The following is a 16,111-nucleotide window of genomic DNA, read 5'->3' on the forward strand; positions in this document are numbered from 1 at the left end:
CGCCCTCCTAAACATGCCGGACGACCTGCATCGCAATGCCGATACCACCGCCGACACATAAAGCTGCAATACCGGTCTTTTCATCACGTTCTGCTAAGTTATAAAGTAATGAAACCATAATGCGCGCACCGGACGCCCCAAGTGGATGTCCTAACGCTAAGGCACCGCCATTGATATTCACCTGTTCATCGGTTAATCCCAAGTCACGCATCACCGCGACGCTTTGGGAGGCGAAGGCTTCATTGAGCTCGACTTGATCAATGGACGAAATCGAAGTGCCATTGGTCTGAAGCAACTGGTCAATCGCCAATTTAGGCGCATAGCCCATGATATCCGGATCAATGCCGACTTCAGTATAATCAGTAATCGTCGCTAAATAATGTAGTCCTAGTTGCTCGGCTTTACTTTTGGCCATCAAAACCAACGCGGCCGCACCATCATTAATGCCGCTTGCATTGCCGGCCGTCACCGTACCACCCACTTCAAAAACCGGCGGCAGTTTGGCTAGCTGAGCCAGCGAAGTGTTTGGACGGATGGCGGAATCGGTTTCGACGGTGACATCGCCATGGCGACCGGCAATCGTGACTGGCGCCATCTGCGATTTAAATCGACCTTCAGCCGCTGCAGCTGCCGCGCGTAAATGCGAGCGCAAGGCAAACTCATCTTGATCGCGGCGGCTAATCTCAAAGCGCGTCGCAATATTTTCCGCGGTGATCCCCATGGGTTGCTGACTGAAGGCGTCATTTAAACCGTCGCGGCTGAGTCCGTCAACAAATGCCGTGTCACCAAATTTATGGCCGGCGCGCATGGCTTCGGCGTAATAAGGTACCTGACTCATACTTTCTGTACCGCCAACCAGCACAGCAGTGGCTTCGCCTAATTGAATCGCCGCCTGTCCCAGCCGAATCGCCTTTAATCCGGATCCGCACACTTCATTGACCGTCATGGCCGTGGAGCGATTTGCCATCCCGCTTTTTAACGCAATTTGCCGCGCCACATTCTGACCGGAACCGGCCTGTAAGACATTCCCGAAAATAGCCTGATCCAGTTGCTCAGGGTCAACCCGCGCCGCTTTAATCGCTGCTTGTGCCGCTGCAACCCCCAAATCAACCGCACTGGCGCCAGCAAGCTCGCCACCCAGCTTCCCAATCGGCGTTCGCTTGGCACTGAGAATGACAACTTCTTCCATGATGACCTCCTAATACGTACAATCGCGCTTTTTACGCTTTTTAGATAAACCGTTACAGTTTATCACAGACTTAACTGCAAAACACTGAGCTATAATTAGAGAGCGTGAACTGGCGCGCTTAGAAGCCGAAGTGTAAGTGGCCTCAGGCGTGATGGCCCGGGCTTAGGCCATTGCGGCTGAGGTCCTTACACGCAGGCTTTTGCGCCAGTGAACGCGTTTGAGAGTGTGAACTGGCGTGCTTAGAAGCCGAAGTGTCGGCAAGCACCTGCACAAAAACTGTGCTTACAAAGCCAGCGAACGTTCTTATAAATTCACCCAAGCCTCCCGCGCAAATTAACCACTCGTTATGCTATCTACATCTCATAAAACCAAATCAAACATAAGCTTGCTTAAATTGTATGCGATTGTTCTGATAAGCACCAACCTTCTTCATGAATCCTTAACTTTTGCCATTAGAAAGGAGGCCGCCACCATGCGAGTGATTGATTTACTCGCTTTATTAGCCGACCAAAACAAAAACGCCTCCGTGTTGCTGGACACGCAACCAACACCGAGCCGTTTTGATGATTTTATCCTGACAACCGCGGACGATCAGCCGCAACTGATTTTTAAACCCAACTTGACCCGGAAAGCGCCTTTACGTGTCTGGGAATTGCAGCTCTTATTAAATAAACCGGATCTCCAAGCGCGATTTTTGTATCTGACTGACGCAAATGGACCACGCGCTCTTTTTGGGTTCATCAAGCGCCGAAACGGTTTACTACTTAACTAGGCTGGGTGCTTGGCTGCGGCTAATTCCTCAGCCACCTTTTCTAAATAGTGATGGCTGGCAATCATTTCTTCACAGTTGAATTGATCCTTCAATCCGATTTCATAAATCCGACTGGCCTTAGGGTTGAGCAGCGGCAAAACCCGCGCCCAGTCAATCCGGCCTTGCCCCAGTGGCAGGCTGTCATGCGTTTTACCCATCGAATCGACAAGATGATAGTGCCGAACCAAAGGCTTTAGATTCGCCAGACTGGCCATGAGCCGATCATTATCGCCGTGAAGCGTGATGAAGGTGTGGCTGGTATCATAGGCTAACGGTAGCTGCCAACGCAATATCCGCGCCTCAAAATCAGGATCGCCATAGCGAAAAATGGGGGACATGGAGTTTTCAAAGACAACGTGTCCCGGTGCCTCCTGAGCAAACGCAATCATCCGCGCTAAAGCAACATCCTGCGCCTTGGCAACGTCCGTCCACCCAGCATAATCGCCTGGTGTGTCCACCCGATAACCCCCATGGATCAACGCCGTCGCATTCACCTTTTTGGCCAGATTCATGAGTTTAATCGAACTAGTCATCATAAAATCATAACGCGTCGGATACTTGGTTGGATTCATGGCTAATTCATTGCGTTGACCACGGAATCGCATCGGATGATGAAAAACCACTGTGGGCACTTGGCTGCGAACCCAAGTCACCATTTTTAAAAAATGGGCCCATCCTTCAGCCGTAAAATCATTTTCGGTTAAGTGAAATTCAAATACGTCCGGATGATACTGCAACCGATCACGAATCTGCCGTTCATCTGTACTAGCTTTTAATCCCAGTAACATCGATTGTTTGCTGCCTCCTCATCAAACTGATAACACGCAGTTGCCCAAATTACCATAACGCGTTCGCCGGCGCAGAAGTCTGCGTGTAAGGACCTTGGTCGTGATGGCCTAAGCCCGGGCAATCACGCCCAAGGCCACTTACACTCCGACTTTTAAGCGCGCCGGCTCACGCTCACCTCAACTTGGCAGTCTTCTCATAAGCCGCTTGAGCTTTTTGCGATCAATGAGCATAACCCCTAGATCATCCGCTAGTGCGATTGCCGAGTCGGAAAAGTCACTGTTGGTGATCACCGCTGCTTGATCAAGTTTATAAAATTGATGGCCGGCCCAAACTTCCTGCACCGCTTTATTGCCGACAAAACCGGTATAGCGTTTGCATTGAAACCCAATGGACTGCCCTTTTTTTCGAGCGATAATGTCGATTCCCTGATCACCGGAAGCTTGCGTCAGCTGAATATGTTTAAAACCGTTTCGCTTCAACAAGTAAGCACAAAACTCCTCAAATTTCTCGCCTTCCATGATGTCGACATTTTCCATTTTTAAATCACGGAAGCGAAAATGGTGATGGTACAGCCAAATGGCATTCACCACCACAAACAGACTAATGATCACAAAACTTGCCGGATCGCCATATGGTCGCAACTGCCGGGGCAGAATGTCGCGGGCCCAGAAACTGTAAGCAAGTGCCAGAATAAATAGTGCCCACAGTAATTGATAGGCCTTCTTAAGTAACGTTCTCATGGTTCCACCCTTCTCTTTCCTTATCAAGCCTAGCAGATTCAAGTCATGATTGCATTGAATCTGGAGCAATTTTTCTGTAGGCTTAAACTATTGAGAGAGGAAGCGTTTTCGCCATGAAACTAAGCGCCAAAATTTTTGCCAAAGTCGGTCAGGAACGAATTACCCAATATACTTTGGTGAACGATCATCACATGACCTTACGCTTTTTAACGTTCGGTGCCCGGGTCCAACAGGTTCGTCTGCCTAACGCGACCGGGTTTGACCCTAACTTACTGCTTGGATTTGTCACTTTAGAAGACTATCTGCACCAGCCGGGGTTTTTCGGCGCCATGACCGGTCCGCTGCAACCAGCCGAAGCCAATGTCTCTGGCGCATGGCAAAACTGGAACTGGGCGGTGAAAACCAGTCAGGATCCTGATTTAGTCATCACGTTTTCGTTAGACTTGCCAGAAGGTGCTGATGGCCAGCCCGGCGCGCGTCAACTTAGCGTTACCCACCGACTCAACAATGCGAACGTCTGGACCATTGATATGGCGATCCAAACCAGCGCTTCAATTCGTCTACATCCGCGACTGGTATTGCCTTGGCTGCTCACGGCTGATCCCGCGCAAACGATGATGCAGGCTAAATTAACAATTGCCTCGCAGCCAAGTATGATCGCACAACAGTCAAAAGTTTATGCGGCTCAGGACTACGACTTAGCAGCCGCTGACTGGCAACTCCATTACCTGACCGATGCGCCGGCTACCCGAATCGATCCGTTCGCCGACATTGGTACGCAAAACAACTTCAACGGCATTCTCGGACAGCCTCACGTGGCAATCGGTTTTGCTCCCGAAGCAAATTCGCAAGCACAAGCCTGGGAACTTCCTGCAGGTGCGACATGGCACCATCATGCTGAATATCACCTAGGCATTCGGTAGAAGTCGTAAACCAGACTCAGTTGTGTCTAACAAACGCATTTAGTTGATCAAAAAACCTTGTACGCATGACCCGCACAAGGTTTTTTTGATTGCCAATATTCTGGTTAATAGTTCAGGAAAACATCTTTATAGACTTTCACACTATCAAAAACATCTTGAAGAGCGACATATTCATTGGTTTCATGCGATGTGTCGTTTCCCGGTCCATAAATCGCTAGATCCAACCCATCGTGATAAAACAGTGCTGCATCCGTAATCCCGGTCCGATACGCCACGGCCCCGCGATCAAGCCCGATACGTTGCCGTGCCTGCTGAACGGTCTCAATCAAGGCATTGTCAGGCGAAGCAGCAGCCGCGCCAAGTACTGAGTCAATTGAAAGCGCCAGATGCACACCTTTTGGTACAGGCGTGTTCGCAGCTTGTTTTAGCGCCTGAATAAACGCATCATTGTCGGCGATCATGGTTGTGCGAATATTGCCACGCAGATAGGCCGACTCAGGTAGCGAGTTGATCTGGTTCCCGCCATGAATAATATCAATATTGTGCGTGGCATGTCCCAAAATCGGATCATCCTTGGCCTGCAATGGCGCTGTTGCGGTCAACGCCGCATTGGCAAATGCAAACAGGCCGTGAATGGCATTGGCACCAAGATCCGGGCGCGATGAATGCGCTGCTTTACCATGCGCCGTCAACGTATAATCGATAATCCCGCGCTCAGCCGCATCCACGTTACTATTGCCAGGCTCTGCCACTAAAAGACCATTGAGGCGGTCGCCATAACCCGCTCCAGCCAATTGCCGGGCGCCATAATTATCGATTTCTTCACCGACCGTAGCCATCAACTGAATGCCGTGATCCAAGTGCGTATGCGCAACCTGTTTCAAAGCAACAACCACCGCTGCCAGACCGGATTTCATATCCGTTGCCCCACGGCCAAATAATTTGCCGTCTTTTATCTGTCCTGAAAACGGTGGAAACTGCCATTTAGATTCATCGCCAGCATCGACGACATCCATATGCCCGTCGACACCTAACCACCTTTTGGCATTTGGATCACCAACGGTCAAAACCAGATTATCCCGTCCCGGCGCATATGTGATCCGCTCGCGCTTGATTAAACCGGCTTGCAACTCAGGGGCTAAATAAGCCTCAATCAAATCAGCAACTTGGCCTTCTTTTGCGCCGACACTCGGTACTTGTACCATTGCCTGCAATAAATCAACGACTTGCTGCTCTTCATCTGTCAATCCAAAACCTCCGCTTCTCAAAACTCATGATTGCTGATTCTAAAACTACTTTCGCCGAAAACGCAGTAACGCATGGCCTAAGATGGGTGTGACAATACCGCCTAGCAAAGCTTCAGCAACCGCGTTAATGGCCAGCGCCGTGATCAGCAGCCACCCAAGATTGGATGCATTAGCACCTGGCACAATTTGCGCAGCCTTGCTCGAAAAAAGCAACCATGTAAAGCCAATGACCAAAAGTGTGTTGGTCAAGGCACCGGCCACACCGGCGAATACCATTTTAATCGTTTGCGCCAGCGCACTTTGATGGCGCTTAAACATTTGGTGAAAGATAAACGCCGCCACGAGACCCACCATGACGCGCGGCACCAATGCAATAATCGGATTACGAAAAAGCAATAAAGTCACAGGATCAGTCGCTGATGTATAAGCACGAATCAGGCTCGTCAGCCCCCATAATAAGCCAAGACTGGCACCACCGCCATATCCTAGAACAATCCCACCAATAATGACGGTCAAATGAATCGTCGAAATGGCAGGCCAGGCTGGAAAAATCTGAACATACCCCACCATCGGAATATAAGCCTGGAGGATAATTAAAGCACCGAGAATTCCAATAATAGCAATGTTATACGCTTTCCCTCGACGCGTCATGCTGGACACCCCCTATTTGTTTACAGTTAGCTCTATCAGATTATACACGTTCCAAGCAGCACCAAACAAGTTCAGCTTTCAGTCAGGACTTGTCAACTTTTCGCCACTCTACGGGTTCAACCGAATAGTAAATTTTTGTGTCAAGCGATTTTCGACTTTGACAGTAAATTCCATAAAACATGCGTCCGAAAACTGGACGCGAGATGATCCTAATTAGACTTGAATCGCTTGTGAATTCTTGTATGGATATCGTTCGGCGACCAACTGTTTAACCCTTGTCCTGTTAATGCCAAGAGAATCAAGGTAATCGCGATAGTTAGCGCGGCGCCACGGATGCGTGATTGCCGGGATTTTCTTGGTTCGTTTAGGAGTTGGTGCCGCAGCTGGCGTAAGATCGAATTTGGCTGACATGAACTGTTCTTTTGGCACACAGAAAAGGTCGTACACCTGGTCATCATCAGTGGTCATATAAAGTCTGCCCGTGAAGCTTTTGATGACTAAGACCTTTGTATGCGGGGGTAAATAAACCAATTCGCCATTCCGGTGTGGCAGATAGCGTTTGTTATCAAAGCGAACACAATGTCCGTGGCCGATGCTGCGTTCATTGGCAATGATCAAAATATTGTCAATTTCCTTGGGTGTTAGTTGCTTATCAAACACCGACATGCTACTTTTGATGGTAGATGCGAAGCGGTCATTGTAACGCTTGATAAAGCCGACCAAAAACCGATTGGCATCTGCGATTGTGGTGATGTTATGCAACCGCAGTTCACTTGTGAGCCGATCTTGAAAAGTCTCCAGAAGACGTTCTATGCGGCCTTTGGCTTGCGGAATACTGGTGACCGAAAGTTCTGTTCCAAGTGTCTGGCAGGCATAACCGAAACGTGTAAGAGGGTTCTCGGTCGAAGGTGAGCCCTCTTTTTTGTTGCTGTTAAACACGGTGCGCCGATCCGTTAGGAATTCTGCTGGAGCGCCATAATCGCGAAGGACTTGGGCAAACACATGATAATAGCCGCTGAGTGTTTCTTGTTTGGCAAAGTAGCCGCCGACAACGTTCCCGGACTGATCATCAATGGCTGCGTGTAAGGTGGTTTTTTGAGTACCAAACCAATACTCCCAGGAAGCATCCATTTGTACCTGTTCACCAGAATAATGTTTCCGAGGACGTTCTGGATGGGCTTTGATGTTTTCAACGACCTCGATGGCTGACAAGGTGGCTTCATCACGTTTGGATAGGAGCTTGGACTTCTTTTCTTTTTCTTTTAATTCACGCTTGACTCGGCGCTTGGTGGCTTTATGGGCTTTGGGTGAGAGAATGTGGTGGTGTCTGAATAAGAGCCGGAGTGAGGATTCGGAGATGGCGATTTGTTCGGCAGTGGTTAAGAACTCGTGAAAATGGGCGATGTTGAATCCGGCATACTTGTTGGTGTACAGACGAATAATCTGGCGTTCGAGTTGCGCGTTGCGTTTGTTGGCGGGCTCACGACCGGCATTGCCATGGATAAAGCCGTCTTTGCCTTGTTGCTTGTAAAGCTTGATCAATCGGTAGATGGTTCGTTCGGAGCGCTTGAGCTTAACGGCTGCGCGTTGCACGGAGGTCTTACCATTGACCACTGCTTTGATGACTCGGTAACGTTCTTCTTCTTTCATTGTTAAGACAACCTTCTTCATGTGATTCCTCCTAGATGTATCTTCTAAGAGGTTACAGTTTTTGTGACACTTTGGCTAACTGCTTACTTAAGACAATATCGCTTGCGGTCGACACGGGTTCAACCGAATAGTAAATTTTTGTTGACTTTGATCATCTGATTTTCTATAATATTTCTTGTGCTTAAATAGCCATGCGGGCATGGCGGAATTGGTAGACGCGCAAGATTAAGGATCTTGTGAGCATTTTTGCTCATGGAAGTTCGAGTCTTCTTGCCCGCAGTGTAAAAAGATCCGACCAACAACGATAACTTGTTGATCGGATCTTTTTTAATGATTGGTTATCCGTAACCGCTTAATTCGAATGAGATAGGAGTAACTTAAAATGCTTCGTGAAGCCCAATTTGTTGATCTGTCTGCAATCGTGGATCTTTACCAACAGCTTACAACGGAAATGGCGACATTGGCGCCGGACACGTATCGACCATTAGCCACTGATAACCGCCAATATTTTGCCGATTATCTGCAAAACGACCTTGCCCGGTTATTTGTGACCGAAAGTCATGGGAAACTTACCGGTTTTGCCTTGGTTGTCTTAGCACAAACCAGTGCCAGTCCTGAATTTGTGCCGCAACATTTTGCCCAACTCATCGATCTCTTTGTCATCCCTGATCAGCGTCATCACGGCTTGGCGAAGCAGCTGATGGCGGCGGTTGCGGCTTTTGCCAAAAGTCACCAGGCATCTTTTATCCAACTCAATGTCCTCAGTGCTAATAAGACGGCTCGTGAAGTATACGCCAAGGCCGGTTTTGAACCAGTCAATTTAACGTTACAAAAGCCACTCAATTGATCTCCGTTTTTTGTAGTCGCAACTTGCCGCGGCAGTGGCCACAGGCATACCGTTTGACGTCAATCCGCCGCCGACGAATGAATTGCCGGCCGCATTGCGTACAAACATAGATATATTGACGGCCGGTCGTGGGCAGCGGCGGAGCAAAGCGGGACCCGCCAACTGCTGCCAGTAATTGGCGGAAATCATGATCGCGGTGTTGGTACCCGCGATGCTGGGCGTACAAATGATAGTGCACCAGTTCATGCTTGATGATGCCATCGGTGATTGCCGGGGGATAAGCGGCAAAGAGTTTGGGGTTAAAGTCCAAATTCATGTCAGCTGGATGAAACCGGCCGCCGGTTGTTTTTAGCCGGGCATTGAAAATGGCATGGTGGCGGAACGGTTGGTGAAATGCCGCCATGGAAATTGCCTCCACGCGTGCCTGTAGTTCTTGGTTTGTCATCGTTGAACATTACCTCCGAGCCAACAGTGTACATCAAGTGATGCTCGATTGCACGACTGACGCTGACCGCTAACCTGCTCACAAACAATCTATACCAGCAATACAAAAATCGGTTCCAGATGTTCATGCATGGTTGATGTGCACGATCATCCGTAACCGATTTTTTCGTCATTCTAAAATTGAATCTGACTCACGCGCACCGCATTCATAATGCGCCGAGACGAACTTACTTGAATGCTTCAATTAGCTAAAAAATATTCTTTAGCTAAAGAACGCCAACACATCCTCACGGGTTAGCGCAGCTTTTCTCTTTTGATCAAAATCAGCCACAATTTGGCCGGCATCTAAAACGATTAAGCGCGTGCCATAGCGTAACGCATCTTCGACTTGATGGGTAATCATTAAGCAGGTTAAATGTTGATCCGAAACAATTTCGTTAGTCAGCGTCATGATTGATTGGCTCGTGTGCGGGTCCAGTGCTGCCGTGTGTTCATCAAGTAATAGCAGATCAGGCTCTCGCATAGTGGCCATTAACAGACTCAGTGCCTGCCGTTGCCCGCCAGAAAGTTGTTCAGTCGGCTTATCAAGCGCTTCAGCCAGACCATTCCCGGTTTTGGCCGCAAGTTCTTTCAGCCGCTCCTTTTGGGCAGTAAGTCCCCGTGAGCGCAAACTTAAGCGCTGGCCACGGTGACTGGCTAATAGCAAGTTTTCGGCGACCGTCATCCGCGGGGCTGTGCCCATTTTTGGATCTTGGAAGACTCGGGCAATGTGACGCGCCCGTTGCTCGGGACGTTGGCCATTCAACTTTTTACCGGCTAAGGTCACCGTTCCTCCGCTCACCGGCAGATCACCGGTAATGGCGTTAAACAGCGTCGATTTTCCTGCGCCGTTATGGCCTAAGACTGTTACGAAATCACCGGTTTTGACCGTTAACGTCACGTCTTGAAGCAAGGTTTTTACTTCCGTTGCGACCGGTACATTGACTGTGACGTGATCTAATATTAATTCAGCCATGTGCCTGCACCCCTTTTTGCAAAACTCGCCGTAATCGCAGTTGATGATCGATTTGCGGTACCATGATGGCAACGGCTAGGACCACTGCCGAAATCAATTTCAGGTCGTCGGCGTTGAATCCCAGTGCCAAAACCACTAGCAGAACAAACCGGTATAGAATACTGCCCAGAATCACGGCGACCAAGCGCTGTGACAAGGTCAGTTCACCGAAAACGACTTCACCGATGATGATGGCAGCAAGCCCGATAACAATGATCCCGATGCCCATATTGACATCCGCATAGCCATTGTTCTGCGCTAACAGGCCCCCGGCAAGTCCGACAAGCCCATTCCCAACCGTTAAGCCAAGCACCATTTGATGATCAGGATCAATCCCCAAACTACGCGCCATGTTCGGATTATCTCCGGCAGCAATGAAGCCTTGGCCCAACTGGGTGTTTAAAAACAGCATAAGTAATCCGACGACAACGACCGCAACCACCAACCCAATCACAACGCTGTTAAAGTATGGCGGCAGATCCTTCAAAAACGATTCCTGAAAAAGATTGGCTTGGTGCAACAAGGATAAGTTCGCCCGCCCCATAATTCGTAAGTTAATCGAAAACAAGCCAGTCATAACCAAAATACCAGCGAGCAATACCGGAATTCGTCCCTTTGTCGTTAATAAGCCTGTTGCCAAGCCCGCCAGCATCCCTGCTCCGGTAGCAAGTAGTGTCGCAATGATCGGCGAAATGCCATGGGTAATCGCACTAACCGCGACTGCCGCCCCAAACGGGAAAGTCCCTTCAACCGTCATATCAGGAAAATCAAGCACACGGAAAGTCAAAAACAATCCCAAGCCAATTAATCCATAAAGTAATCCTTGACCAATTGCCGAAACGCCTAAACTCATTTGATCACCGTTCCTTTCGTCTCTGCCTGTTTGACTAACGCACTAGGTAAGGTCAACCCTAACTGTTTTGCCTGTTTCTCGTTTAAAATAAGCTCGCCTGTTTTTTCAAAATGAATAGGCGTCGTTGCGGGTTTGGCTTTGCCTTTTAAAACATCCGCCAACATGTGTCCGGTTACGACACCTAGATGAAACTGATTGATCCCGATCGTGGCGACCCCGCCTTGTTTAACCATTGTATCGACAGTCGGGAAAATCGGCACTTTGCGCGCATTGGCCGCCGCAACCAGTGTTTGCATCGCGCTGGCGACCGTGTTGTCAGTCGGCACGAAAACGGCATCGACTTGGCTGACCATTTGACTTGCCACTTGGTTTAAATCATTGGTGGAACTAATGGCATACCGTTTCACCGTAAACCCTTCTTTTGGTCCGAGTTTTGCCACCATTTTAGCTTGTGTCTGGGCTGAGTCGTCGCTAGAAGTGGCAATCACGCCCAGCGTTTTGGCGTCAGGCATGATCTGGCGAATCAGCTTCAATTGGGCGGCAATCGGCGCCTGGTCCGAAACGCCGGTGATATTACCACCCGGTTTCTTGACATTTTTGACCAATTTAGCCGCCACCGGATCGGTAATGGCACCAAGAATGATCGGCGTTTTCTGGTTAACATTGGCCAGTGCCTGAGCTGCTGGCGTTGCAATCCCCACAGTAGCCGCCGCATTCTCTTCGGTAAAACGTTCCGACATTGACTTCAGATTGCTCTGATCGTTTTCGGCATTCTGGAAGTCGATCTTAATGTTTTTCCCGTTAACGTAGCCTTTATCTTTTAGTCCTGAAATAATGCCTTTATGAATTGCATCTAACGCCGGGTGAGTCGTCAGCTGCAAAATGCCCACAGTTGGTTTGCTTTGCGTTTGTTGCGTTGTGGTACCACTTTGAAAATAGGCAATGCCTAAAAAGCCGAAGATGATGATGATCAATCCAAGCATTCGCTTCATGCGGGTTCCTCCAATTTGTTGTAATTTTTGGTTGGTTGTGATGAGGTTGTTGTGTGTGTCGAGCCGTGACACGTTTATCGACATGTAAAGGTCTTGTGGTCGCCACGGCTTATGCCTTTCCAACCATGGCAGCTAGTTCTAATGACGTCTAGTCGATAAATCCTGCTTCCGTTTTCTATAACGCGTTCGCCAGCCCAGAAACCTGCGTGTAAGGGCCTTGGCCGCAATGGCCAAAGCCCAGCCATCAGGTCCAAGGCCGCTTACACTCCGGTTTCTAACCGGGCTGGCTCACGCTCAGCTTTCTATAACGCGTTCCCCGGCGCAGGGGTCTGCGTGTAAGGACCTCAGTCGCAATGGCCTAAGTTCGGGCCATCACGCCTGAGGCCACTTACACTCCGACCCCTAAGCGCGCCGGCTCACGCTCACACAAAAATTGCCGCGGCAGGTTTAGACCTTCGCGGCAAATAAAAAACCGCATAGTCCCGTTGTGGGGTATCTATGCGGACGAATTGATCAGAAGCCAACATAGACACAACCTGCGCGTCTGGCAGGTTGCGTCTGCAACCTACCTAAAGTTGGCTTTGCCAAGTTTTTAAGGTAAGCAGTGCTTTCATGTTGGTTTCCTCCATTCATTTAAACTTGAAATAAGTTGGTAAATTAAAGATACGTGAGCAAACTTCTCATGTCAAGCGAAAATGATCCTTTTCACGAAGAAAAATCACTGTAAGATCGCTGAAATCTTTTGAATTTGCTTGGTGAATTTTTGGATCGCTTCGTCTTGCGCTTTTTCGGCTGCATTAAACGCTGTGACATCCACTTCTAAGTCAGACTTGAGGCTTTCGGTCATGGCTTCACACGCCTCCGTGAAGGTCGCAAAGTTGTGAATTAGTGTACGGTGTGGCCCGACCAACCGTGCAGGAACCGCGACTTCTTGCAATCGAGTGAGTAACTTTTTGTAAGCATCGGTACCCTCACGAAACACGACCCGCGTGTCATCATAGGTGTCCTGATCATAATCGGCCAATTTGCCGGCATCAATCGCTTCACGTAATGGCTCAAACAAAGGCGCCATCTTTTCCTGATTGTCCTGGGTTTGTTCCACCACATCATTGATCGTGGTACCATAGTGCGCCATTTTAATTTGTTGCTTGTTCATGAAAAGCACGAATCCTCTCTTGAAAACTAATCCATCAATTTTTTCCGAATGCTGAAGATTTACAGACCGCGCCGCTTGCGCCGAGCACGTTCGAAGATCTTGACGATTTCGACGAGCACAATCATGGTAACCCCGGCACTTAAAACCGTTAACCATTGGTGCCAATCCAGCGTTGTCACGTGGAAGAGTCCATTGAATCCCGGTACCAGAATGGTGACAGCCAACAACACAAAGGAAGCAAGGATTGCCCAGTTGAAAGCTTTATTTCTGAAGGCACCAACTGTGAAGAGGCTTTGATGAATGCTTTTGACGTTAAAGGCATGGAAGAGCTGAATCAAGCCCAAAGTAGCATACGCCATCGTCAATGCGTCCGCATGCATCGCTGCTTGACCACTGTGAACCGGATACGTGATGGCAAACCAGTAAACGCCTAAGGTCAGTAAGCCTTCAAGAATACCCTGCCAGATGACCGCTGGACCGACGCCGCCTGAGAAGAAGTTGGATTTGCGACCGCGTGGCTTTTGCTTCATGATCCCTGGCTCTGTCGGTTCAACCCCAAGAGCAATCGCGGGGAAGGTATCCGTCACCAAGTTAATCCAAAGAATGTGCACCGGTGCCAGGATATCCCAGCCAAGCATGGTCATCATGAACAACGTCAGTACTTCGCCAAGGTTGGCGGACAACAGGTATTGAATCGCCTTTTGAATGTTGGAAAAGACTTTTCGGCCTTCTTCAACGGCCACAACGATCGTGGCGAAGTTGTCATCGGCTAGCACCATGTCAGAGGCACCCTTGGAAACTTCTGTGCCGGTGATCCCCATGCCAATGCCGATATCGGCGGCCTTCAAAGCAGGCGCATCATTGACACCGTCACCGGTCATCGCAACAACTTTACCTTTTTTCTGCCAGGCGTTGACAATCCGAACTTTATGCTCTGGTGCCACTCGTGCATAAACGCTGTATTTACCAACATTTTTGGCAAATTCTTCGTCACTTTGCTGATCAAGTTCGGCGCCGGTAATGACAGCATCATCATCGCCTTGATCAATGATCCCCAGCCGAACCGCAATTGCTTCAGCAGTATCGCGGTGATCGCCGGTAATCATCATTGGCCGAATCCCGGCTGATTTTGCTTCTGCAACCGCTGCTTCTGCTTCAGGCCGCTCCGGATCGATCATCCCAACCAAACCGGCGAAAATCAGATTATTTTCAACTGTCTCCGAATTGACCGGTTCAGGAACTGCATCAATGACCTTATACGCCATGCCCAACACCCGCAAAGCCTGGGTGGCCATATCTTTATTGGCCTTTAAAATGGCATCACGTTCGCTGTCAGACATCGGTGCTGCCTGATCACCGGTGGCCAATTCAGTCACGCGCTTGAGCAATTCATCCGGCGCACCCTTGGTTGTCACCAGAATCTTGCCGTCTGCCCGCCGATGAAGGGTCGACATCAATTTACGTTCAGAATCAAATGGTACTTCATCGATCCGCGGTTCGTCTGCCAAGGCGTGATTCAGATCAAACGATTGGGTCTTCCCATATGCGACCAGCGCGGTTTCGGTTGGATCCCCCAGTAATTTACCATCATCCTGAACCTGCGTATCATTAGCAAAATTCATAATGGTCATCAGCGGATTGCCGCCGTGGATGCCGTCACTGGCATTATTTAGCTGACCGTCGTAATAAACCTTTTCAACGGTCATTTTATTTTGCGTCAGCGTTCCGGTTTTATCACTGGCAATAATATCGGTGCTACCTAAAGTTTCCACAGCTGGCAGCTTGCGGACCAAGGCGTGGCGCTTGGCCATTTTCTGGGTTCCCAGTGCCAGAATAATCGTTACAATTGCTGGCAGTCCTTCAGGAATAGCCGCAACTGCCAAGGACACCGCCGTTAAGAACATTTCCGGCAGACTTGCCGCATTCCGCCAAATACCGACTGCAAACACAATGACTGCAATGACCAGAATCATCACGGTCAGCGTCTTACCCAGACTCTTAAGGTTTTCCTGCAGCGGGGTCGTGGTTTCTTCTGCGGCATTGATCATCCCGGCAATCCGGCCGACTTCAGTTTTCATTCCGGTGGCAACAACGACGCCGACACCACGTCCGTAAGTGATATTACTGTTCATGAAGGCCATATTGGTTCGGTCACCGATGCCAACGTCATCAGCGTCCAGCGGTGCCGTGGTTTTATCAACCGGCACACTTTCACCTGTTAAGGCACTTTCTTCGATTTTTAGATTGGCGCTCTCCACCAACCGTAAATCGGCAGGAACCACGTCACCAGCTTCCAGCAACACGATATCGCCCAGAACCAGCTGACTGCTTGGAATCGTCAAAACCTGATCGCCACGCCGAACGTGTGCATTCGGCGTCGACATCTCCTTGAGCGCGTCAATCGCTTCTTCGGCCTTGCTTTCCTGGAAAACGCCGAAAACGGCATTCAGTAACACAACAGCCAAAATAATCCCGGCATCTGCCCATTCACTCAACAAGAACCCGGCAATCAAAGCAGCGGCAAGCAAGACAATGATCATGAAATCCTTGAACTGATCCAAAAAGCGCGCCAACATGCTCTTTTTCTCGGCTTGAGCCAGTTCATTCGGCCCGTTTTCACCCAACCGGGTTTGTGCCGTTTCTTTAGATAGTCCAGTCAATTGGGTTTGTTCCTCTTGCAAAACTTCTTGACTGCTTAATGCATATGGCGGTTTCTTTGCCAAAATAGTGCCTCCTTCTTTGTTTGGGCCGGTAGCCAAAAAGAG

15 protein-coding genes and 1 tRNA gene are annotated in these 16,111 nt (G+C 49.3%); 4 read left to right on the plus strand and 12 right to left on the minus strand.

Annotated features, from left to right (window positions below; all coding sequences use genetic code 11):
* Nucleotides 1-7: 7 nt before the first annotated feature.
* Nucleotides 8-1,189, minus strand: coding sequence for a thiolase family protein (locus LACPH_RS08325; protein WP_306386625.1), 1,182 nt, complete (start codon nucleotides 1,187-1,189; stop codon nucleotides 8-10).
* A 472-nt stretch (nucleotides 1,190-1,661) separates the two neighbouring features.
* On the opposite strand from LACPH_RS08325, the gene LACPH_RS08330 reads away from it, so the two are divergent.
* On the plus strand, nucleotides 1,662-1,961 hold the full coding sequence (locus tag LACPH_RS08330) for a hypothetical protein (RefSeq protein WP_306386626.1): 300 nt from the start codon (nucleotides 1,662-1,664) through the stop codon (nucleotides 1,959-1,961).
* Here LACPH_RS08330 and LACPH_RS08335 read toward each other — a convergent pair.
* Both LACPH_RS08335 and LACPH_RS08340 read right to left on the minus strand, forming a co-directional pair.
* The gene (locus LACPH_RS08335) at nucleotides 1,958-2,788 is read right to left on the minus strand and encodes a TIM barrel protein (RefSeq protein WP_306386627.1); all 831 of its coding nucleotides are present in this window, start codon (nucleotides 2,786-2,788) and stop codon (nucleotides 1,958-1,960) included. The genes LACPH_RS08330 and LACPH_RS08335 overlap by 4 nt on opposite strands.
* 177 nt (nucleotides 2,789-2,965) lie before the next feature.
* Nucleotides 2,966-3,529 carry a restriction endonuclease gene (locus LACPH_RS08340; protein ID WP_049172304.1) on the minus strand — a complete coding sequence of 188 codons (564 nt, stop codon included), beginning with the start codon at nucleotides 3,527-3,529 and terminating at the stop codon, nucleotides 2,966-2,968.
* Nucleotides 3,530-3,642: 113 nt separating this feature from the next.
* Between LACPH_RS08340 and LACPH_RS08345 the strand changes: the two genes are divergently transcribed.
* Entirely contained in the window at nucleotides 3,643-4,452 is an 810-nt protein-coding gene (locus LACPH_RS08345) for an aldose epimerase family protein (RefSeq protein ID WP_306386628.1), read from the plus strand.
* Nucleotides 4,453-4,556: 104 nt separating this feature from the next.
* On the opposite strand, the gene LACPH_RS08350 is transcribed toward LACPH_RS08345, so the two are convergent.
* From LACPH_RS08350 to LACPH_RS08360, 3 genes are all read right to left on the minus strand, one after another.
* The gene (locus LACPH_RS08350; protein ID WP_306386629.1) at nucleotides 4,557-5,699 is read right to left on the minus strand and encodes a M20 family metallopeptidase; all 1,143 of its coding nucleotides are present in this window, start codon (nucleotides 5,697-5,699) and stop codon (nucleotides 4,557-4,559) included.
* A gap of 45 nt (nucleotides 5,700-5,744) precedes the next feature.
* A complete protein-coding gene (locus tag LACPH_RS08355; RefSeq protein WP_049172308.1) occupies nucleotides 5,745-6,350 on the minus strand; it encodes an ECF transporter S component in 606 nt (201 codons plus the stop codon).
* Nucleotides 6,351-6,563: 213 nt separating this feature from the next.
* Entirely contained in the window at nucleotides 6,564-8,021 is a 1,458-nt protein-coding gene (locus LACPH_RS08360) for an ISNCY family transposase (protein ID WP_306386520.1), read from the minus strand.
* 172 nt (nucleotides 8,022-8,193) lie between these two features.
* Here LACPH_RS08360 and LACPH_RS08365 point away from each other — a divergent pair.
* Nucleotides 8,194-8,279, plus strand: a tRNA-Leu gene (locus tag LACPH_RS08365).
* A gap of 103 nt (nucleotides 8,280-8,382) precedes the next feature.
* Entirely contained in the window at nucleotides 8,383-8,847 is a 465-nt protein-coding gene (locus LACPH_RS08370; RefSeq protein ID WP_049172311.1) for a GNAT family N-acetyltransferase, read from the plus strand.
* Here the strand turns inward: LACPH_RS08370 and LACPH_RS08375 are convergent.
* From LACPH_RS08375 to LACPH_RS08400, 6 genes are all read right to left on the minus strand, one after another.
* The gene (locus tag LACPH_RS08375) at nucleotides 8,840-9,292 is read right to left on the minus strand and encodes a SprT family protein (protein WP_306386630.1); all 453 of its coding nucleotides are present in this window, start codon (nucleotides 9,290-9,292) and stop codon (nucleotides 8,840-8,842) included. The genes LACPH_RS08370 and LACPH_RS08375 overlap by 8 nt on opposite strands.
* Before the next feature lie 261 nt (nucleotides 9,293-9,553).
* Complete coding sequence (locus tag LACPH_RS08380; RefSeq protein WP_306386631.1) at nucleotides 9,554-10,306, minus strand: ABC transporter ATP-binding protein; 753 nt, start codon at nucleotides 10,304-10,306, stop codon at nucleotides 9,554-9,556.
* Nucleotides 10,299-11,198, minus strand: coding sequence for an ABC transporter permease (locus LACPH_RS08385; protein ID WP_306386632.1), 900 nt, complete (start codon nucleotides 11,196-11,198; stop codon nucleotides 10,299-10,301). The genes LACPH_RS08380 and LACPH_RS08385 overlap by 8 nt, the downstream gene beginning before the upstream one ends.
* Entirely contained in the window at nucleotides 11,195-12,190 is a 996-nt protein-coding gene (trpX, locus tag LACPH_RS08390; protein ID WP_306386633.1) for a tryptophan ABC transporter substrate-binding protein, read from the minus strand. The genes LACPH_RS08385 and trpX overlap by 4 nt, the downstream gene beginning before the upstream one ends.
* A 718-nt stretch (nucleotides 12,191-12,908) precedes the next feature.
* Complete coding sequence (locus LACPH_RS08395; RefSeq protein WP_087912361.1) at nucleotides 12,909-13,346, minus strand: hypothetical protein; 438 nt, start codon at nucleotides 13,344-13,346, stop codon at nucleotides 12,909-12,911.
* A 59-nt stretch (nucleotides 13,347-13,405) separates the two neighbouring features.
* Nucleotides 13,406-16,069, minus strand: coding sequence for a cation-translocating P-type ATPase (locus LACPH_RS08400; RefSeq protein ID WP_306386634.1), 2,664 nt, complete (start codon nucleotides 16,067-16,069; stop codon nucleotides 13,406-13,408).
* Nucleotides 16,070-16,111 lie beyond the last annotated feature (42 nt).

It is taken from the genome of Lacticaseibacillus parahuelsenbergensis (assembly GCF_030770265.1).
GTDB lineage: Bacteria > Bacillota > Bacilli > Lactobacillales > Lactobacillaceae > Lacticaseibacillus > Lacticaseibacillus casei.